Annotated in this window: 16 protein-coding genes; 9 read left to right on the top strand and 7 right to left on the bottom strand. The window is 71.7% G+C overall.

Going from position 1 to position 18,816, the window contains the following annotated elements; translation table 11 throughout:
• Nucleotides 1-154: 154 nt before the first annotated feature.
• Nucleotides 155-1,651, bottom strand: a complete 1,497-nt coding sequence (locus ACFVWU_RS21715; protein ID WP_387623357.1) for an APC family permease — start codon at nucleotides 1,649-1,651, stop codon at nucleotides 155-157.
• A 97-nt stretch (nucleotides 1,652-1,748) separates the two neighbouring features.
• Here ACFVWU_RS21715 and ACFVWU_RS21710 point away from each other — a divergent pair, with 97 nt between their 5' ends.
• From ACFVWU_RS21710 to ACFVWU_RS21695, 4 genes are all read left to right on the top strand, one after another.
• Nucleotides 1,749-2,378 carry a TetR/AcrR family transcriptional regulator gene (locus ACFVWU_RS21710; RefSeq protein WP_387623354.1) on the top strand — a complete coding sequence of 210 codons (630 nt, stop codon included), beginning with the start codon at nucleotides 1,749-1,751 and terminating at the stop codon, nucleotides 2,376-2,378.
• A gap of 299 nt (nucleotides 2,379-2,677) precedes the next feature.
• Nucleotides 2,678-3,496 carry a hypothetical protein gene (locus ACFVWU_RS21705; protein WP_387623351.1) on the top strand — a complete coding sequence of 273 codons (819 nt, stop codon included), beginning with the start codon at nucleotides 2,678-2,680 and terminating at the stop codon, nucleotides 3,494-3,496.
• A 17-nt stretch (nucleotides 3,497-3,513) separates the two neighbouring features.
• Nucleotides 3,514-5,430 (top strand): fumarate reductase/succinate dehydrogenase flavoprotein subunit, encoded by a 1,917-nt coding sequence (locus ACFVWU_RS21700; protein WP_387623348.1) that lies wholly within the window; start codon nucleotides 3,514-3,516, stop codon nucleotides 5,428-5,430.
• Nucleotides 5,427-6,188, top strand: a complete 762-nt coding sequence (locus tag ACFVWU_RS21695; protein ID WP_387623345.1) for a succinate dehydrogenase/fumarate reductase iron-sulfur subunit — start codon at nucleotides 5,427-5,429, stop codon at nucleotides 6,186-6,188. Before ACFVWU_RS21700 ends, ACFVWU_RS21695 begins: the two co-directional genes overlap by 4 nt.
• Nucleotides 6,189-6,277: 89 nt before the next feature.
• Here ACFVWU_RS21695 and ACFVWU_RS21690 read toward each other — a convergent pair whose 3' ends face one another.
• The 3 genes from ACFVWU_RS21690 to ACFVWU_RS21680 all read right to left on the bottom strand — a co-directional run bounded on the left by ACFVWU_RS21690 (nucleotide 6,278) and on the right by ACFVWU_RS21680 (nucleotide 9,662).
• Nucleotides 6,278-7,525 carry an ATP-grasp domain-containing protein gene (locus tag ACFVWU_RS21690; RefSeq protein WP_387623343.1) on the bottom strand — a complete coding sequence of 416 codons (1,248 nt, stop codon included), beginning with the start codon at nucleotides 7,523-7,525 and terminating at the stop codon, nucleotides 6,278-6,280.
• Nucleotides 7,526-7,536: 11 nt separating this feature from the next.
• Nucleotides 7,537-8,712: a hypothetical protein gene (locus tag ACFVWU_RS21685; RefSeq protein ID WP_387623341.1), complete on the bottom strand. Its 1,176-nt coding sequence runs from the start codon at nucleotides 8,710-8,712 to the stop codon at nucleotides 7,537-7,539.
• Between the two features lie 110 nt (nucleotides 8,713-8,822).
• The gene (locus ACFVWU_RS21680) at nucleotides 8,823-9,662 is read right to left on the bottom strand and encodes an oxidoreductase (RefSeq protein ID WP_387623338.1); all 840 of its coding nucleotides are present in this window, start codon (nucleotides 9,660-9,662) and stop codon (nucleotides 8,823-8,825) included.
• Between the two features lie 113 nt (nucleotides 9,663-9,775).
• Here ACFVWU_RS21680 and ACFVWU_RS21675 point away from each other — a divergent pair, with 113 nt between their 5' ends.
• From ACFVWU_RS21675 to ACFVWU_RS21665, 3 genes are all read left to right on the top strand, one after another.
• Complete coding sequence (locus ACFVWU_RS21675; RefSeq protein ID WP_387623336.1) at nucleotides 9,776-10,285, top strand: hypothetical protein; 510 nt, start codon at nucleotides 9,776-9,778, stop codon at nucleotides 10,283-10,285.
• Nucleotides 10,272-10,742, top strand: a complete 471-nt coding sequence (locus ACFVWU_RS21670) for a hypothetical protein (protein WP_387623333.1) — start codon at nucleotides 10,272-10,274, stop codon at nucleotides 10,740-10,742. The genes ACFVWU_RS21675 and ACFVWU_RS21670 overlap by 14 nt, the downstream gene beginning before the upstream one ends.
• Nucleotides 10,743-10,919: 177 nt before the next feature.
• Nucleotides 10,920-13,640 (top strand): AAA family ATPase, encoded by a 2,721-nt coding sequence (locus tag ACFVWU_RS21665; RefSeq protein ID WP_387623331.1) that lies wholly within the window; start codon nucleotides 10,920-10,922, stop codon nucleotides 13,638-13,640.
• A 236-nt stretch (nucleotides 13,641-13,876) separates the two neighbouring features.
• Here the strand turns inward: ACFVWU_RS21665 and ACFVWU_RS21660 are convergent, their stop codons facing one another.
• Nucleotides 13,877-14,710, bottom strand: a complete 834-nt coding sequence (locus ACFVWU_RS21660; protein ID WP_387623328.1) for an alpha/beta fold hydrolase — start codon at nucleotides 14,708-14,710, stop codon at nucleotides 13,877-13,879.
• 214 nt (nucleotides 14,711-14,924) lie between these two features.
• Between ACFVWU_RS21660 and ACFVWU_RS21655 the strand changes: the two genes are divergently transcribed.
• Together ACFVWU_RS21655 and ACFVWU_RS21650 are read left to right on the top strand one after the other, a co-directional pair.
• Nucleotides 14,925-16,538, top strand: coding sequence for a tannase/feruloyl esterase family alpha/beta hydrolase (locus ACFVWU_RS21655; protein WP_387623326.1), 1,614 nt, complete (start codon nucleotides 14,925-14,927; stop codon nucleotides 16,536-16,538).
• A 67-nt stretch (nucleotides 16,539-16,605) separates the two neighbouring features.
• Nucleotides 16,606-17,190 (top strand): DUF308 domain-containing protein, encoded by a 585-nt coding sequence (locus ACFVWU_RS21650; RefSeq protein ID WP_387623385.1) that lies wholly within the window; start codon nucleotides 16,606-16,608, stop codon nucleotides 17,188-17,190.
• Between the two features lie 92 nt (nucleotides 17,191-17,282).
• On the opposite strand, the gene ACFVWU_RS21645 is transcribed toward ACFVWU_RS21650, so the two are convergent.
• Both ACFVWU_RS21645 and ACFVWU_RS21640 read right to left on the bottom strand, forming a co-directional pair.
• Nucleotides 17,283-17,483 (bottom strand): hypothetical protein, encoded by a 201-nt coding sequence (locus ACFVWU_RS21645; RefSeq protein ID WP_387623323.1) that lies wholly within the window; start codon nucleotides 17,481-17,483, stop codon nucleotides 17,283-17,285.
• A 34-nt stretch (nucleotides 17,484-17,517) separates the two neighbouring features.
• Nucleotides 17,518-18,585 carry an alpha/beta fold hydrolase gene (locus ACFVWU_RS21640; protein ID WP_387623320.1) on the bottom strand — a complete coding sequence of 356 codons (1,068 nt, stop codon included), beginning with the start codon at nucleotides 18,583-18,585 and terminating at the stop codon, nucleotides 17,518-17,520.
• Nucleotides 18,586-18,816: the final 231 nt, after the last annotated feature.

The following is an 18,816-nucleotide window of genomic DNA, read 5'->3' as shown; positions in this document are numbered from 1 at the left end:
GGTTCGGTCGAACGGTTCGACGGGTGGTGCGCTGGATGTCGCTGCGGGCGGAGAGCGGCACGGAGTCGGCGGTGACCACCGACGTGCCCGCGGCGCCGTACTGAGACCCTCGGTACGGCACCGCGGCACGTGGTGCCGGCCGAGCCGCCGCCGGCTACAGGACGGCGGGGGCGAGTTCGTCGGTGAGCGGGCGGTCCTGGTCGGCGCCGCGCATGCGGCGGTCGGGGCGGCGCACGAGCAGGTAGGCGAGGCCGGCGAGTGTGACCGCGCCGACGCCGAGCGGCGCTGCCCAGATCTGGTACCAGGGTGCACCGGCCGGGGCGAGGATGGCGCGCGGCCAGCAGATGTTGACCAGCTCGAAGCCGGTCCACAGCACCGCGAGGAGGTTGAGCGGGGTGCCGAGGCGTCCGTAGCCGACCGCTCCGGCGGGCTTCCAGGTGCGGCGCAGGCGGGCGATCAGGGCGACGAGGGTGAGCAGGAAGAACGGCACGAAGGTGGCGGCGCTGCCGAAGGTGATCAGGCTGCCGATGGCCGAGGTGCTCAGGCCGAGCGGCAGTGCGGCGCAGCTGATCACCGTGGCGGCGATGAGGCCGCCGATCGGTGCTTTGTGCTTGTTGACCTTGCGGATGTGGCGGGAGAAGGGGAAGACGTCGTCGCGGGCGAGGGAGTAGAGACCGCGGGCGGCGCCGCCCTGGGAGGCCATCAGGCAGGCGGTGAAGCTGATCAGGACGACGAGGACGAAGGGCTTGTCGGCCCAGCCGCCGAAGGCGTGGGTGACGGCGGTGGTGACCGGGTCGAGGTCCTTGCCGGCGACGACGCCGGCGGGGTCGGGGTGGGCGAGCCCGACCGAGACGGCGTTGAGGATGACGACGAGCCCGACGCTGAGCAGCGACCACCACATCGCTCTCGGCACCTGTCTGGCCGCGTCCTTGGTCTCCTCGGCGGTCGACACGCAGGCGTCGAAGCCGATGAAGGCCCAGCCGGCGACGGCCACGGCGGCGAGCAGGGCGCCGGTGTCACTGATGCCGAGGCCGGCGGGCGCGTGCAGGAAGTCGGTGAGCAGCGAGAAGCCGTGTTGCCGGAAGACCAGCAGCAGGGTGAAGCCGACCAGGACGGAGGCAACGGCTTCGGCGGCGATGCCCAGGCTCACGAACCAGCGCAGGAAGTTGATGCCGTAGGCGTTGACCAGGGTGCAGAAGAGCATGAAGCCGACCGAGACGAGGACCTGCTCGGCGGGCGTCGGGACGGCGCCGAAGAGCGCGAAGAGCCAGGGTGAGGCGAGGTAGGCGACGGTGGTGTTGCCGAACATCACGGCGAACTGCCACATCCAGCCGCTCAACCAGGCCGCGGCCGGGCCGACCAACCGCCTGCTCCACTGGTACGCGCCGCCGGCCAGCGGCCACTGCGAGGCGAGCTCGGAGTAGACGGCGACGACCAGGCACTGCCCGAGCAGGCACAGCGGCAGCGCCCAGACCCAGGCCCCGCCCGCGACACTCATGCCGACCTGCACGGCCGCGTACAGCCCCACGACCGGGGAGACGACGGCGAAACCCATGGAGATGTTTCCGAGCACGGTCAGGCTGCGCCGCAGCTCCTGCTGGTAGCCGAGCGCGACCAGCCGGTCGGCATCGGTTGGGGTGTTCTCGGCCACGAGCTGCGCCCTCCAGATAAAACTAACTTTGTTAGCAACTGCTGTTGGTCTGGCACGATAGCTCCCGGACGCGCAGAGCGGAAGAGGGGATTTTTCGGTGGGCCGACCGAACAAGGCAGTGCTGACCCGCGAGCGGATCGCGCTCGCCGCGCTCCAGGTGGTGGACGAGGAAGGCGCCGACGGCCTGACCATGCGAGCACTGGCGGAGCGGCTCGGAGTCAAGGCGGCGTCGCTCTACAACCACATACAGAGCAAGGACGAACTGGTCGACGCGGTCTCCGAGCTGGTCAACGACGAGATCGACCACACACCGCTGGGTGATCCCGACTGGCGGGCCGGCCTCGCGGCGTACGCGCGCGGCTACCGCGCGGTCTTCCTGCGGCACCCGAACACCGTCGCCCTGCTCGCCCGCCGCCGCGTCGAAGCGGACAACGCGCTGCGCGGCTACGACGCGCTGCTCGCCCTCCTCGGGCGGGCCGGCCTGGGCCCCGCGGACGCGGCGGAGGTCGCCGCGGCACTGGACTACCTGGTACTCGGCTCCGCACTGGAGACCTTCACCGCCGGCTTCACCCGCGCACCGGCCGCGTACCGGCCGCAGTACCCGGCGCTCGCGGACGCCTTGGACGGCTCCTCCGCCCGCGGCGGCGGCGCGACGGGCCTCGACGACCGCGGGTTCGAACTGGGGCTCGGCCTGCTGCTCGACGGCGTGGAACGCCGGGCATCGTAGGGCCGAGGCGGGTTGTCGCCCCCGGGAAGGGGCGCGAGGCTCCTGCCCTCGCCCGAGCGGAGGCGGTGACGATCTCGGACCCGGTCCGCCGGGCGAGGACGGGTGCGACCCCGCTCCTGGTCGACGCGTTCCTTCGCGGCGATGCCGGGTGTCGTGCGGGCGATGCGGCCGGTTGGTGGACATCGCCCCGACGCGAGCGTGACGGGCCGGTCCTGGCGCTGGAGCTGCCCGTAGGGTGACCTGCGCCACACTCGTGGCGATCCAGGGCGAGGAGCCCGCCGCGGCGAGGAGGGTCGGATGTGAGGACCGGAACCGATCGGCCCACCGGTACGGGCGTCCACGGGCCGGGCCGGGCCGGCATTCCGCAAGGGCACCTGCGTACCGACCGCTGGTGGCTCCCGCGACTGGCCACGGTCGCCGGCCTGCTCGCCTTCGTGGGCTACGCGACCTGGCGAGCCTTCGACGGGACGCACTACTACGTGGCGCCGTACGTCTCCCCCTTCTACTCGCCCTGCCTGGCCGCGAACTGCGTGAGCGTACGAGGCGGGGCTGACTGGGCGTTGTTCGGGAGCTGGTGGAGGCTGTCGCCCGCGCTGCTGGTGCTGGTCTTCCCCCTGGGCTTCCGGGTCACCTGCTACTACTACCGCAAGGCCTACTACCGTGCATTCTGGTCCTCGCCGCCGGCCTGCGCGGTGGCCGAGCCGCACGCCCGTTACGGCGGCGAGACCCGGATGCCGTTGATCCTGCAGAACGCCCACCGGTACTTCTTCTACCTGGCTCTCCCGTTCGCCGCGATCCTCACCTACGACGTCGCGTTGGGCTTCCGTGACGCTGCCGGCGCGTGGGGACACGCAGGGCTCGGCAGCTTCGTCCTGCTGGTGAACGTCGCCCTGATCTGGGCGTACACGCTGTCCTGCCACTCCTGCCGGCACATCGTCGGCGGACGGCTCAAGCACTTCTCCAGGCATCCGGTGCGCTACCGGATGTGGCTGACCGTCAGTCGTCTGAACGCCCGCCACATGCAGCTCGCGTGGTGCTCGCTGGCCTCCGTCGCATTGGCCGACCTGTACGTGTACCTGGTGGCGTCCGGGGCCTTCGCCGACCCCACCCTCTGGTGAGCTGAGAGGACATGCGCATGGCTGATCTCGAGCGGCACGGCTGCGACGTGGTCGTGGTGGGCGCCGGTGGGGCGGGTCTGCGGGCCGCGATCGCGGTGCGCGAGCAGGGGCTGCGCGTGGTGGTGATCTGCAAGTCGCTGCTCGGCAAGGCGCACACGGTGATGGCCGAGGGTGGGATCGCCGCCGCGATGGGCAACGTCAACAGCAACGACAACTGGCAGGTGCACTTCCGCGACACCATGCGCGGTGGGAAGTTCCTCAACAACTGGCGTATGGCCGAGCTGCACGCCAAGGAGGCGCCGGAGCGGGTCTGGGAGCTGGAGACCTGGGGCGCGCTCTTCGACCGGACCGAGGACGGTCGGATGTCGCAGCGCAACTTCGGCGGCCACGAGTACCCGCGCCTGGCCCATGTCGGCGACCGGACGGGGCTGGAGCTGATCCGCACGCTGCAGCAGAAGGTGGTCTCGCTGCAGCAGGAGGACCACCGGGCGTCCGGCCCCAAGGATCCGACACGGTACGAGTCCGGGCTGAAGGTCCTTCAGGAGTGCACGGTGACCCGGGTCATGAAGGACCGCGACCGAGTCGCGGGCGTCTTCGGCTACGACCGGGAGAGCGGGCGGTTCTTCGTCGTCGAGGCACCGGCGGTGGTGCTGGCGACCGGCGGAATCGGGAAGTCGTTCAAGGTGACCTCCAACTCCTGGGAGTACACCGGTGACGGCCACGCGCTCGCGCTGCTGGCCGGGGCGGGCCTGCTGCACATGGAGTTCGTCCAGTTCCACCCGACCGGCATGGTCTGGCCGCCGTCCGTCAAGGGCATCCTGGTCACCGAGTCGGTGCGTGGAGACGGCGGGGTGCTGCGCAACAACGACGGCCGCCGGTTCATGTTCGACTACGTTCCGGAGGTCTTCAAGGGGCAGTACGCCGAGACCGAGCAGGAGGCGGACCGCTGGTTCGCCGACCCCGACCACAACCGCCGCCCGCCCGATCTCCTCCCGCGCGACGAGGTGTCCCGGGCGATCAATGCCGAGGTCAAGGCAGGCCGCGGCACCCCGCACGGCGGGGTCTACCTGGACGTCTCCACCCGGCTGCCGGCCGAGGAGATCACCCGTAAGCTGCCGTCGATGTACCACCAGTTCAGGGAGCTGGCGGACGTCGACATCACCTGCGAACCGATGGAGGTCGGGCCGACCTGCCACTACGTGATGGGCGGGGTCGAGGTGGACCCGGACACCGCGGCCAGCCCCGCCGTCCCGGGTCTGTACGCGGCGGGCGAGGTGGCCGGCGGAATGCACGGATCCAACCGCCTCGGCGGCAACTCGCTCTCCGACCTGCTGGTCTTCGGCCGCCGGGCCGGGCTGCACGCCGCCGAGTACGCGCGCGGCCTGGTGGACCGTCCGGCGATCGACGAGGCGCAGCTGGAGGAGGCCGTGCGGGAGGCGGTGGCGCCGTTCGACACGACGCGGGGCGCGGGCGGGGGCGCGGAGAACCCGTACGCCCTGCACCAGGAGCTCCAGCAGACCATGAACGATCTGGTCGGCATCATCCGCCGCGAGGGCGAGATGCGACAGGCACTGGAGAAGCTGGCCGAGCTCAGTGAGCGCGCGGCCCGTACGGTGGTCGAGGGTCACCGGCAGTTCAACCCCGGCTGGCACCTGGCCCTGGACCTGCGCAACCTGCTGCTGGTCTCCGAGTGCGTGGCTCGCGCCGCGCTCACGCGCACCGAGAGCCGTGGCGGCCACACCCGCGAGGACCGGCCCGGCATGGACCGGGAGTGGCGGAAGGTCAACCTGGTCTGCCGGTACGGCGGGGACGGGATCGAGGTGGCCCGCGAGCGGAACGGGGTGGCCCGGCCCGATCTGCTGGCGCTGTTCACGCGCGAGGAGCTGGCGAGGTACCTGACGGCCGAGGAGCTGTCCGAAGGAGTGCAGGAATGACGTACCACGCTGAGTTCCGGGTGTGGCGGGGTGACGTGTCCGGCGGCGGCTTCACCTCGTACCGGATCGAGGTCCACGAGGGCGAGGTGGTGCTCGACCTGGTGCTCCGGCTGCAGGCCGACCAGGCGCCGGACCTCGCGGTCCGCTGGAACTGCAAGGCCGGCAAGTGCGGCTCGTGCAGCGCCGAGATCAACGGGCGGCCGCGGCTGCTCTGCATGACCCGGATGTCCGCGCTGCCGCCGGACCAGCCGGTGACCATCACACCGCTGCGGGCCTTCCCGGTGATCCGGGACCTGGTGACGGACGTGTCCTTCAACTACGTCAAGGCGCGCGAGATTCCGAGCTTCGCGCCGCCGCCGGGCCTCGGGCCCGGCGAGTACCGGATGCGGCAGGAGGACGTCGAGCGCTCGCAGGAGTTCCGCAAGTGCATCGAGTGCTACCTGTGCCAGAACACCTGCCACGTGGTGCGTGATCACGAGGAGAACAAGGACGCCTTCGCCGGGCCGCGCTATCTGATGCGGATCGCCGAGCTGGACATGCATCCGCTGGACACGGTGGACCGGCAGACCGATGCGCAGGAGGTGCACGGGCTGGGCTACTGCAACATCACCAAGTGCTGCACCGAGGTCTGCCCCGAGCGCATCAAGATCACGGACAATGCGCTGATCCCGCTCAAGGAACGGGTCGCGGACCGCAAGTACGACCCGCTGGTCTGGCTCGGCAGCAGGATCGGCCGACGCACCAAACCGGCGCGGTGAGCACCGGACGCTCAGGTCCGATCACCCACAGGTCCGCCTCGATTCGTGCGGCGCAGGCCGGAGCGATGGCGATCTGGACGGCGAACCTGTCAGTCGGCCGCCGGGGTGATCTCGTACATCCCGGGGCCGTCCAGGTATCGCACCGTGTTGAGGTCGCGCTGCAGGACGGCATCCACCGGGTGGCTGAGCGTCAGGGTAGCCGGGTATTCGCGATCGTAGGTTGTCGCGGTGATCGCGTCGCCGGGCCTCACCAGCACGGTGAGGGACTGGAAGCTCGCCAGCTGCTTGAGCTGGTCCAGCGCGCGGTAGCCCCGTAGCCGTCCCGAAGCCGGGGCGACCAGCGCCGCCCAGGCGAACGCGTGCCGCCGCTGGTAGGGCCGGCCCGCCCGGGCGCGGAACCGTTCGGGCCGGACGTAGGCGTCGACGGTCCACTCCAGTTGGCCCTCGCCCAGGACCTCGGCCGTGTAGTAGGGCAGCCCCGAAACGCGGGCGCCCACCTCGACCAGCCGTGGGCCGTCCGGGGTCAGCTTGATCTCCAGGTGCGCCGCGCCGTACCGGATGCCGAGGGCGTCCAGCACCCGGCGGCCGTAGTCGAAGAGCTCGCCGACCGGCTGTTCGTCGGAGCGCAGCAGCACCTGCGCGGTCACCAGGTCCCGCACCCCATTGGCCTCGATCCGCTCGGTGCGCCAGGCGTCGGTCAGCTGGTGCACACCCGCGCAACTGACCGTGTTCACGATGTACTCGGCGCCCACCAGGTACTCCTGGGCGACGACCTCGGTGATCGGCTCGCCCAGCACCGTACGGCGGCTGCGCAGCCTGCGCAGCGCGGCGACCGAGTCCTGCGGCAGGTCGCAGAACGACACGCCGTCACCCCAGTAGCCGCGCAGGGGCTTGACGACCACGGTCCCGCCCACCTTCTCGTGCCAGGCCAGCAGTTCGGCTTCGTCACCGGTTCGCAGCTGCCGCATGCCGGGGACGCCCTGAGCCTTGATCGTCTCGATCTGCACGTACTTGTCGCGCCGCGCGCTGCTCAGGGCGGTGCCGTTGGAGGCCAGCCCCAGCCGCTCGGAGAGGGCGTCGGCGAGCTCCACCCCGGTCTCACGACCGGCCAGGACCGCGACCGGCCCCAGCGCGGCGAGCTGTGCGGCCAGGACCTCCAACTCGCCGTCGTGGAGCAGCAGATGACCGAAGGCCCGGTCGTCCACCGGATCGACTCCGACCGGAGGGACGGGCGTGCTCCGGACCTGGATCACCTCGCCGCCCACCGCGCCGAACGCGTCGGTGAACCCGAAGGACGTGCCGAACGCGTCGACGACCGCGACACGGAATGCTGACATCGGTTGCCTGCCTACTGGTTGGCCGGAGCGGAGCCGGGGTGGGCGAGATCGGCGCGAAGCGCGAGGAGCCGGTACACCGCATTGGTGAGCACGTGCCGGACGTTGAACCCCGACGTGCCGGGGTCCCGGCCGTCCAGGATGTCGTGTTCGCCGCCCTGTTCGCGGATGTCGCGACGGGTCAGCCCGGTCCGCTCCCGGAACGCCTCGGGGAGCGCGTGCCGGGTGACGCCCAGATGCGCCATCCGGAAGTCCACGAACTTGTCGATCACCCTGACCAACCGGTCGCGGCCCGCGCGGTCGAGCACCAGCCGTCCGTCCCGCAGCCGCTGGGACACGTTCGCCCCGCGGCTGGAGTCGCCGCGCCACCGCGCGATGACGGGCCGGGACCACGAGGGGAAGTAGGACATCGACTGGTCCAGGAAGATGCCGTACCCCTTCGACGGCGGCAGCAGGGCCAGTTCGAGGAGGTGGACACTGGGCATGAACGCACCGCTCGCGCCGCGCGGGCCGCCGGGATGGCCCATGTGGTAGGGGCGGAACCGGTTGAACGCCTGCTGTGACAGCCTGCGGTACGTGGCCATGTACCGCGTGAATTCCGCGAGGCACTCGACGACGTCGTCCAGGACCGCGGCCGGTCGGGCGGCGGCCGCCGGCAGGACCAGCGAGCGCAGGCCGTAGGCGGCCGACTTCGCCCACGGTTCGGAGAGGTGGTGGCCGAGGTAGAAGTCCCGTTCGAGAGCGGCGTCCCGGCCTGCGGAGAACACCCGGATGTCCCCGCCGCGCCGGTATTCCTCGCAGTTGACGTCGATCAGGAGCTCGTAGCTCAGATGGGGATCCAGGGCGGGGAACCTGCCGCACTGGGCGGATATCAGCTCGGCCAGGGCGCGGGGTGCGGCCTGCGGCCCCGCGGGCGCGTAGCCGCTGAGCAGGAAGAGCAGATCGAGCTGGAGGAGGCGCGCGGTCCGCTCGTCGTCCTCGGAGAGGCACTGCGGAGTGACGTTCCGGAGCATCTGCTCCTGGGAATCGGCGAGTTGTTGATACGTCAGACGCTCTGCCGAGAGGTCGCTGAGGGTGGCGGGAAGGCTGTGCAAGACGTAGTCGCGCAGCGGTGAGCCCGAGCGACCGGGGGCGGGAGAGGTGTGCTGCCGGGGGTGTGCGACACCCTCGAAGAGCTGGCTGCTGTTCACGTCTTCTCCTTGCCGGCCGCCGCGACGGGCCGTGACGGCACTGGGGTTGGTGTTGCTCGGAGGCCCGGCTGCCTGCCGGGGCCCGTACCGGCGGCGCCGAGGCCGGTGGCTCACTGCCCCGTCGGGAAGTCGGCGGCGGCGCTCGCCTCGGCCCACTTCCGCGTCTCGTCCGCCCGTGCCTCACCGGCGGTCAGGGCGGCGGTCACGGCCTGGGCGCCGAGCAGCAGCCGGCGTGGCGGGTCGTCGTGGCCGATGACGTCGATGATCACCCGGGCGGCGCGGGCCGGGTCGCCGGGCTGCGTGCCGTCGTTCTCCTGGCGGTAGCGGTTCATGGCGCCGATGGTCTCCTCGTAGTCGGGTCCCACCGGGTGCAGTTCCATGGATGAGCCTTGCCAGTCCGTCCGGAAGGCGCCGGGCTCGACGATGACCACCTTCACCCCGAACGGGGCGACCTCACTGGCCAGGACTTCGGAGAAGCCCTCGACGGCGAACTTCGCGCTCTGGTAGGCGCCCATGCCCGGGGTGCCTCCGACCCGGCCGCCCAGGGAGGAGAACTGCACGAACACTCCCGACCGCTGCTTGCGCAGCACCGGCAGCGCGGCCCGGGTGACATTGACGACCCCGAAGAAGTTCGCCTCGAACTGCTCGCGGAAGTCCTTCTCCGCCATCTCCTCGATTGGGCCGCTGTTGGCGTATCCGGCGTTGTTCACCACCACGTCCAGCCGCCCGAACGCCGCGACCGCGCTGTCCACCGCGGCACGGGCCGCAGCCGCGTCGGTCACATCCAAGTCCGCGGTACGGACCCGCGCCCCGTAGCGGGAGACCAGGTCCGCCAGCTGCTCCGGCCGCCGAGCCGTCGCCAGGACCTGCTCTCCTCTCTCCAGAACCGCTTCGGTCAGTCGCCGCCCGAAGCCCCGGGACGCGCCGGTGATCAACCACGTGCGAGTCATGTCAAGCTCCTTGTGCTCTGTCGTGAGACCGATCGGTCATCACTGTCACGTGCGGTGCATCCGTCGCACATCAGTCATATGACGCTGAGTCCGCGATGGCGGTCGGGCCGAGGGTGACTGAATCCTGCTGGAACTGCTGGAACTGCTGGACCGCGACTGGCGGCAGTGGACCGCCGCCCTACCCGAACAGCTCGCCGTCCAGGTCACCCCCCGGCGCCCCGCCGATCCGGCGCGGCCGGGAGTTCGCCGCCGTCCTGGCGCGCTCCCTCGCGCGGCACCGGGTACTGTGCGACCTGCTCAGCGCCCAGGCGGGCGTCCTGGAGCACAACGTCTCCGCGGACGTGGCCGCCTGCTACAAACGAGCGGCCCTCGAAAACGTCGCCGCTCTGGCCGCACTCGCCCGCCAGTACCTGCCCGAACTCGGCGGCCACGCCGACCGGTTCTGCGCCCCGGCCGTCATGGTCAGCGGCGCGGTGTGGACCCATGCCCGACCGTCCGCCGCCATGCTCGCCGCCTATGACGCCGATCCCTCGCTCGCCGCCCTGCGCATGGACTTCACCACCACCCTGGAGGACATGCTGACAACCCTCGTCGCCGGCACCCTCGCCAGTGCCCAGGAATGACCAGTACTACGACAAGTTCGCGGAGTGGACGGACTCCGGTGGTGAGCCGGAGAAGGTCCCGACGTACGACGAGATGCTCGACGCGATCTCGCTGTACTGGCTGACCGGCACCGGCGCGTCGTCGTCCCGGCTGTACTGGGAGGGCGCCCACGCCGGCGGCGGACCGTTCAACGCCGTGTCCATTCCGAAGGTGCCGGTCGCGGTGACGGTCCTTCCCGCCGAGATCTACCCCGCGCCGCGCAGCTGGGGCGAGCGGACCTTCGGCAACATCATCCACTGGAACGAGGTCGACAAGGGCGGCCACTTCGCCGCCTGGGAGCCGCCGAAGCTCCTGGCCGAAGAACTCCGCAACGCCTTCAGGACGTTGAGGTGGAACGGCGCGGTGGTGTGGGGCCCGCCGGACCCCGGAGACCCTCTGGCGACCACGGACGTGCGTGACCGCAGGTCAGACGAATGATGCGCCCGAGGCGCCGTGCTGACATCCTCTCGGGTGTTCCCAGTCAAGCCTCCGGCTGCGTCCAGGACAAGGTCGGCTTCGACCGGACCCCGTAGCCGAACCCGTGCGGCTCGGCCGGCCCCGCTCTTCGTAGGATGGGCGTAGCTCCTCCGGGAGGAACTTCTTCCCGGAGGTGCCATGGCGCAGTGCGTGAAACACCAACTGCTCGGGCGCGCCCGGGAGGTGGAGGCGCTGGACCGTCTGCTGCGCGAGGTGCGCGGCGGGCGCAGCCGGGTGTTGGTGCTGCGGGGTGAGGCGGGCGCCGGCAAGTCGGCGCTGCTCGACCATCTGGCCGGGCAGGCGGGGCAGGGGCAGGTCGTACGCGCGGCCGGCGTCGAGGCCGAGGCCGAGTTCGCCTATTCGGCCCTGCAACGGCTGTGCGCCCCGCTGTTGTCGCACCTCGACCGGCTGCCGGAGGTGCAGCAGGACGCGCTGCGGGTCGCGTTCGGCTTGAGCACGGGAAACCCGCCCGAGATGCTGCTGGTCGGGATGGCGGTCCTCGGTCTCTTCGCCGAGGCGGCGGCCCGGTCTGCGCTGGTGTGCCTGGTCGACGACGCGCAGTGGCTGGACCTGATGTCCCAGCGGATCCTGGCGTTCGTCGGGCGTCGACTGGACGCGGAATCGGTGGCGTTGGTGTTCGCCGAGCGGATCACCGATGGCAGGAGGGACGAGGCCTTCTCCGGCCTGCCGGATCTTCCCCTGTGCGGGCTGGCCGATGCCGACGCCCGGGCACTGCTGGACGGCGTGCTGCCGGGGCCGGTCGACGCCCGCGTGCGGGACCGGATCGTGGCCGAGACCGGCGGGAATCCGCTCGCCCTGCTGGAGTTGCCCCGGGGCCTGTCGCCGGCGGAGTTGGCGTTCGGCTTCGGCGGGCCCGGCGCCGGCCCGCTGGCGACCCGGGTCGAGGACGGCTTCCGTCGGCGCGTGGACGCGCTGCCGGGCGACACCTGCGCCCTGCTGCTGGTCGCGGCGGTCGAACCGGTCGGCGACGGGCCGCTGTTGTGGCGTGCTCTGCGCCTGCTGGGAATCGGGCCGGAGGCCGCGGCACCGGCTGAGGCCGCGGACCTGATCACCCTGGGAGCCTCGGTGCGGTTCCGGCACCCGCTGGTGCGTTCGGCGGTATGGCGCGGCGCGGATGCCGCAGCGCTGCGTGCGGCGCACGCCGCCCTGGCCGAGGCCACCGACGCCGAGCGCGACCCCGACCGGCGGGCCTGGCACCGGGCCCACGCCGCGGTCGGGCCGGACGAGCAGGTCGCCGCCGCACTGGAGGGCTCCGCCGACCGGGCCCTGGCGCGCGGTGGTCGGGCGGCCGCCGCTTCCTTCCTGGAACGGGCCGCGGCGCTCACCCCCGACCCGAAGGAGCGGGCGCGGCGCGCACTGGCGGCCGCGGCGGCCAACGTCGCCGCGGGCGTGCCGGCTCGGGTTCCCGACCTGCTCGCCGCCGCGGAGCTGGGGCCGCTGGACCGGTTGCAGCAGGCCCATGCCGGTCGGCTGAGGGCCAAGGCGTCAGCCATGACCGACTCGGGGAGGGGTGCGGTGCAGCCGCTGCTCGACGCGGCGGGCCGGCTCAGGGACCTCGACCCGGCCCTCGCGCGGGAGACCTGCCTCGCGGCGTTCGACGCGGCCATCTGGGCCGGCCGGTACGACGAAGGCGCACTGCGCCGGGTCGCCGAGGCCGCTCGCGACCTGCCGCCCGGCGACGAGCCGGCCGGAGTCTTCCTCCGTGCCCTGGTCGCCCGGAGCGTGGACGGGCCGGCCGCCGCCTTCCCGCAGTTGGCGCGGGCGCTGCGCTCCCTCACCGACGAGGAGGACCCGTCCGTCCTGTGGGCGGCCGCGAACGCCGCCGCGGAGCTGGGCGACCTCCAGGGCTGGCTGGACATCGGCGACCGGGCGGTCCGCTTCGCCCGCCGGACGGGAACCCTGTCGCTCCTCTCGACGGCGCTGCCCTACCGGGCGTCCGCGCTGGGCTTCGCGGGGCGTTTCTCCCAAGCGGGCGACCTGCTGGCCGAGGCCGCGACCCTGGAGAAGGCCACCGGCTCGGTGACGCGCACGGCCACGGCGGCCTTGATCAGCGCGTACCAGGGACGGGAACGACCGGCCCTGGAAGCGATCGAGGCGATGGAACACGAAGGCGAGCAGCGCGGTCTGGGCCGACTCGTCGGCGTAGCCGCGTGCGCGAGGGCCGTGCTCCACAACGGCCTGGGCAACTATCCGCTCGCCATGGAAGCGGCGCTGCGCGGCGGAGAGCACAAGGACCTTGTGGTGCACTTCTGGACGTGCGGCGAGCTGGTCGAGGCGGCAACCCGGGCCGGCGAGCCGGCCGTGGCGGCCCGGGCGCGCGAGCAGCTGGCCGACTGGAGCCGGGCCGGCACACCCTGGGCCCTCGGCGCGCAGGCGGTCGCCGATGCCCTGACCGGGGCACCCGAGCAGGCCGAGGACCGCTACCGCGAGGCCGTGGACCACTTCGGCCAGGGCGGGCTCGGCGTGTTCGAGACCCGGGCCCGGTTGCTGTTCGGGGAGTGGCTGCGCCGCCGGAACCGGCGCGCGCAGGCCCGTTCGGAGCTGCGGGCGGCGCACGAGTCAGCCGTGGACATGGGTATGGAGGCGTTCGCGGAACGGGCCCGGCGGGAGCTGCTCGCCACCGGTGAGACCGCCCGCAAGCGGACCGTCGGCGCGCCGGTCCTGACCCCGCAGGAGGCGCAGATCGCCCGCCTCGCGGCCGCCGGACACCCGAACGCGGAGATCGGCGCGCAGCTGTTCCTCAGCCCTCGTACGGTCGAATGGCACCTGCGCAAGGTGTTCGCCAAGCTGGGGATCTCCTCCCGTCGCGAGATCGACGGCGCCCTGTCCGGGCGGTGACCGCCATGCTGTGACCGCCATGCGGTGATCGCCCATGTCCGGCGGGCCCGTGGGACGGCTACGGCAGCACGGTGCGCAGCTCCCGCCGCGAGCTGACGCCGAGTACGACCGCGCGCCGGGCACCGGGCCAGCTCGGGGAGGAGGGCCGGGAGGGCGGAGGGTGAGGACGGGGGAACCGCCCTCCGCCCTCCCGGCGTTCGGGGGCCGCTCTTCAGTGGCCGGATGGTGAGGGATCGTCAGCGGCTGCCGCGGGCGGCCTGCTCGATGACGCCGGCCACCAGGCCGGGGTGGGACACCGCGACGGAGTGGGACGCGGCCACCTCGGTGGTGTGGGCGTGGGCGCGCTCGGCCATGAACCGCTGCGCGGCGGCCGGGATGTTGAGGTCCTCGGTCGTGACGATGTCCCAGCTGGGTACGGTCTGCCAGGCGGCGACGGTGGCCTTCTCCGTCAGCGCGGCCTGGGCGATCGGCCGCTGCGACGCGGCCGCCAGCGCGGCCCGGTCGGCCGGGACGTCGGCGGCGAACTGGGCCCGGAACGTGTCCTGCTGGATGTACAGGTCGGTGCCGGTGCTGCCGTCGGCGTTGGTGAACGGCACCGGGTCCAGCGTGCCGGGCAGGGTGGAGCCGGGGAACCGGTTGGTCAGCTGCAGCGCGGACTCGCCCGGCGCGGGCAGGAACGCGGCGACGTAGACGAGGGCCTTGACCCGCGGCTCGCCGACGGCGGCCTCGCTGATGACCGAACCGCCGTAGGAGTGGCCGACCAGGACGACGGGGCCCTTGATGTGGTCGACGAGGCTGCGCAGCGCGGTGGCGTCGGTGGCCGGGCCGCGCAGCGGGTTGGCGGCGGCCACCACCGGGTAGCCGTCGCGGCGCAGCTTGGCGATGACGCCGTCCCAGCCGGAGCCGTCGGCGAACGCGCCGTGCTCCAGGACGACGGTCGGCTTCGGGGCCCGGTCGGTGGCCGAGTCCTGGGTCGCGGCGTTCGCGCTGCCGACGACGGCGAACGCGCCGACGACGGCGGCGGCACCGGCGATGAAGCGGCGCAGGCGGCCGTTCTCGATGCTGAACACGGAAACTCTCCAAGGGGATTCGAACGGTGCGGTGGATCCAGCGGTCCTCACTGTCGCCCTCGGCCCGTTCCCGACGCATCGGTCATGTGACTTCACACTTCCGGCCCTTCCAGGCCTCCGATCCGTCTCGCTGACTGAGCGTCAGGTGACTGATGCGCCGTCACCGACGCTGCGGCCACAGTGATGGCGCCATCCCCGATTCCGAGGAGAGACCATGAAACGACGGTTCCTGACCGTCGTCGCGGCGAGTGTTCCCCTGGTCGCCGCCGCGGCCGTGTCCACACCGGTGAGCGCGTCAGCGGACCTCGCCGCCACCGGCCCCTTGTCCTTCACCTGTGCTCCGTTCGGTCTTCCGGCCCCGGCGGGCACCGCGGTGGAGTCCGTGACCGCGGCCGTCGTCCCGGCTGGCACCTTCCACGTGCCCGGGGGCCCGCCGCTCGGCGGCGGCACGGTTCCGGACGTCCCGGCGCACTGCGAGGTGACGGTCACGCTGACCCACCCCGGCGCGAACGACCACGCCAAGGTGAACGTCTGGCTGCCGCAGACGGGTTGGAACGGCCGCTTCCAGGCGGTCGGCGGTCTCGCCTACGCCGCCGGGCTCGCCGCGGCCGTCAAGCAGGGCTACGCCGCCGCCACGACCGACGCCGGCGTCGGCGGAGCCCTGGACACCAGCTGGGCGCTGGACACCTCCGGACACGTCGACACCGCGCTCCTGGGCAACTTCGCCTCGCGCTCCGCGCACGAGATGGCACTGGTCGGCAAGCAGGTCGTGACCGACGTCTACGGCAAGGCGGCGTCCTACTCCTACTGGAACGGCTGCTCCACCGGCGGCCGCCAGGGCTACCTGGAGGCCCAGCGGTACCCGACGGACTTCAACGGCATCAACGCCGCAGCGCCGGGCATCAACTGGAACCAGTTCGAGATCGCCACCCTGTGGCCGCAGGTCGTGATGAACGAGGCGCACACCTACCCGACCGGGTGCGAGTTCGACGCCTTCAACCAGGCCGCCCTCAAGGCCTGCGACAAGCTCGACGGCGTGGTCGACGGCCTGGTCAGCGACCCGCAGCGGTGCGACTTCGACCCACGCCGCCTGGTCGGCACGCGGATCGAGTGCGACGGCAAGCAGGTCACCATCACCGAGGCGGACGCCGAGGTGGTCCACAAGATCTGGGACGGCCCGCGCGACGTGAACGGCAAGCGGCTCTGGTACGGGCTGCCGATCGGCGCCGACTTCCGCTCCCTGGCGGCCAGCAAGACCGACGCGAACGGCGTCACCACGGGCTCGCCGTTCTTCGTCCCGGCCGTGTGGGCCGCCACGTTCGTGGAGAAGCAGCCCTCGGCCGACACCGCGAACCTCACCTACGCGCAGTTCGACGAGATCTTCCGGAAGGCCCGCGCCGAGTACGACCCGGTCATCGGCACCCGCGACGCGGACCTCTCCGCGTTCCGCAACGCCGGTGGCAAGCTGATCACCTGGCACGGCGACGCCGACCAGCTGATCCCCACCGCGGGCACGGTCGACTACCGCAGGCGCGTGGACGAGAACATGGGCGGGACGAAGAAGGTCGACGACTTCTACCGACTGTTCCTGGCACCGGGCGTCTCGCACTGCGGCCTGGACGGCGGCAAGGTCGACGACTTGGCGGCGCTGACCGCCTGGGTCGAGCAGGGCAAGGCGCCGGCGGTGCTGCACGCCACCCTGACCACCGCCACCGGCCGGACCGTCGCCCGCGACGTGTGCCGCTACCCGATGGTCTCCCGCTACACCGGCCACGGCGACCCGAGTGCCGCGAGCAGCTTCCGCTGCGTCCGTGCCTCGCGCGACTGACCCCCCTCAAGGCCGAACACAGACTGCTGAAGAGAACGAGGAGAGAGTCGTGAACACAGTGACGGTGATGTCGAATTCGGCGGCGGTGAACGCGCAGGTCAACGGACGCGCCGCGCTGGTGAGGCTGTACCTCGTGCGCGGAGTCCTGGCGGTGGTGTGGGCCGTGGCCTTCGCCCACGCCCATGACACGCTCGGCGCGGCGGCGATCACGCTGCTCGTCGCCTACCCGCTGCTCGATGCGGTGTCGTCCGCGGTCGACTACCTGTCGGTGTCGGACGGACCGGAGCGGCGCGTCACGGCGTTCAACGGGGCCTTGAGCACACTGGTCGCGGTCGGTCTCGGCGTGGCGGGCTCCACGCGCGAGGTGAGCGCGGTGCTCGGCGTATTCGGCGTCTGGGCCGTCGTCTCGGGCGCGGCTCAGGTGGCGGTCGGCGTCCGGCGTCGCGGGCCCGAGCTGGGCAGGCAGTGGCCGATGCTGGTTGCCGGCGGCCTGTCCTTCGTCGTGGGCGTCTACTACGACATCCAGGCGGCGGGCCACAAGCCCTCGCTGGATGTGCTGTCCGTCTACGCCACCGGCGGCGGTGTCTTCTTCGTCGTCCAGGCCGGCTTGCTGGCCTGGACGGCACGCCGGGGTGCGGCGCAGCCGGCCTGAGGCCGGGGCACAGCGAGTTCGGGTCCGTCCCCTGGTGGGGGCGGACCCGAACGCCTTGTTGCCAGTGCCGGGTCATGCCTGACCTGCTGTGCTCAGAGGCCCAGATCCGCTGCCAGGCAGGAGAACCTGACCGCCAGCGCGTCGGGGTCATAGGCGTCCGCCACCTGATTCGCCGACAGCACCGCCTTCTCCTCGACCATGTCCTCGAAGGGGACACGTTCCGGGAGCGCGCCGAATCGGGCCTTGCGGATGTCCGCCGCCTGTTCGTGCGTGCTGGGGCTGGGATCACTCACGTTCGTACCTCCATGTGGTCGACACGTTTGTGGGTCACAGATGGTCGGCGTCCACCACGGCCTGGGCGAACGCCGTCGGTGCCTCCTGCGGCGCGTTGTGGCCGATGCCGGTGAGCACGCGGTGCTCGTACCGGCCGGTGAAGAACTTCCGGTACCCGGTGCCGTCGGTCGTGGGCAGGAACGGGTCGAGGGCGGGGTCCAGGGCGATGGTCGGCACCGTGACGGGCGGTCGGGCCGCGAGCAGCTGCTCGTAGTGCTCGTAGCGGCGCTCGCCGTCGGCCAGGCCCAGGCGCCAGCGGTAGTTGTGGATCACGATGGCGGCGTAGTCGGGGTTCTCGAACGCCGCGGCCGTGCGCTCGAAGGTGGCGTCGTCGAACTTCCAGGTGGGGGAGGTCTCCTCCCACACCAGCCGGCACAGGTCGTGCCGGTTCTGCCTGGTCTCCATGGCGATGCGGCCGCGATCGGTGGCGAAGTAGTACTGGTACCACCAGGTGTGCTCGGCCTTCGGTGGCAGCGGGTTCTTCTGCGAAGGGATGTTGACGATGAGGTAACCGCTCACTGCCACCAGGGCCTTGACCCGCTCCGGCCACAGCGCCGCGATGGTGCCGGCGGCCCGCGAGCCCCAGTCGAAGCCGGCCAGCACCGCCTCGTGGATCTTCAGGGCGTCCATCAGGGCGATGATGTCGAGGGCGATCGCGGACTGCTGCCCGGTGCGGACGGTCGTCGGGGACAGGAAGGTCGTGGTGCCGTGGCCCCGCAGGTACGGCACGATCACCCGGTAGCCGGCGTCCGCCAGCAGCGGCGCCACGTCGACATAGCTGTGGATGTCGTAGGGCCAGCCGTGCAGGCAGATGACCACGGGTCCGTGCTTGGGTCCGGCCTCGGCGTAGCCGATGTCGAGCACGCCGGCCTGCACCCGCTTCAGGTCGGTGAACGTGGTGTGGGTGCCCGGGGTGATGGTCGGGATGACCGGGGCCGGGCGGCCGGGCCGGTCGGAACCGGCCGCGAAGGCGGCAGGCGCGTTCGATGCCGCGCCGACCGACACGGCCGTGGCGCCCACGCCGAGACCGACCGCTTTGGTGAAGGCACGCCTGTTGATCATGTCTGATCCTTCCTGGAGACCCGATGGTGCCTCCACTGTTCTTCGGCCACCGGCCCGACGCATCGGTCACATGACGTCGAGACGCACGAAGACGCTCGCAGCCCTACCAAGGGTCTGCCGGGCCGCCGGATTCAGTCATTCGACTGTTTCCGCCGTCCTACCGCTCGGTGATCCTCGAAGGAGCGCCGCGATGCCGGCGGATCGTCGTGTGTGCAATCGGAAGGTCTGGCC

It is taken from the genome of Kitasatospora sp. NPDC058190 (assembly GCF_042883685.1).
Classification (GTDB): Bacteria; Actinomycetota; Actinomycetes; order Streptomycetales; family Streptomycetaceae; genus Kitasatospora.
This window is presented reverse-complemented; position numbering and strand designations above follow the sequence as displayed.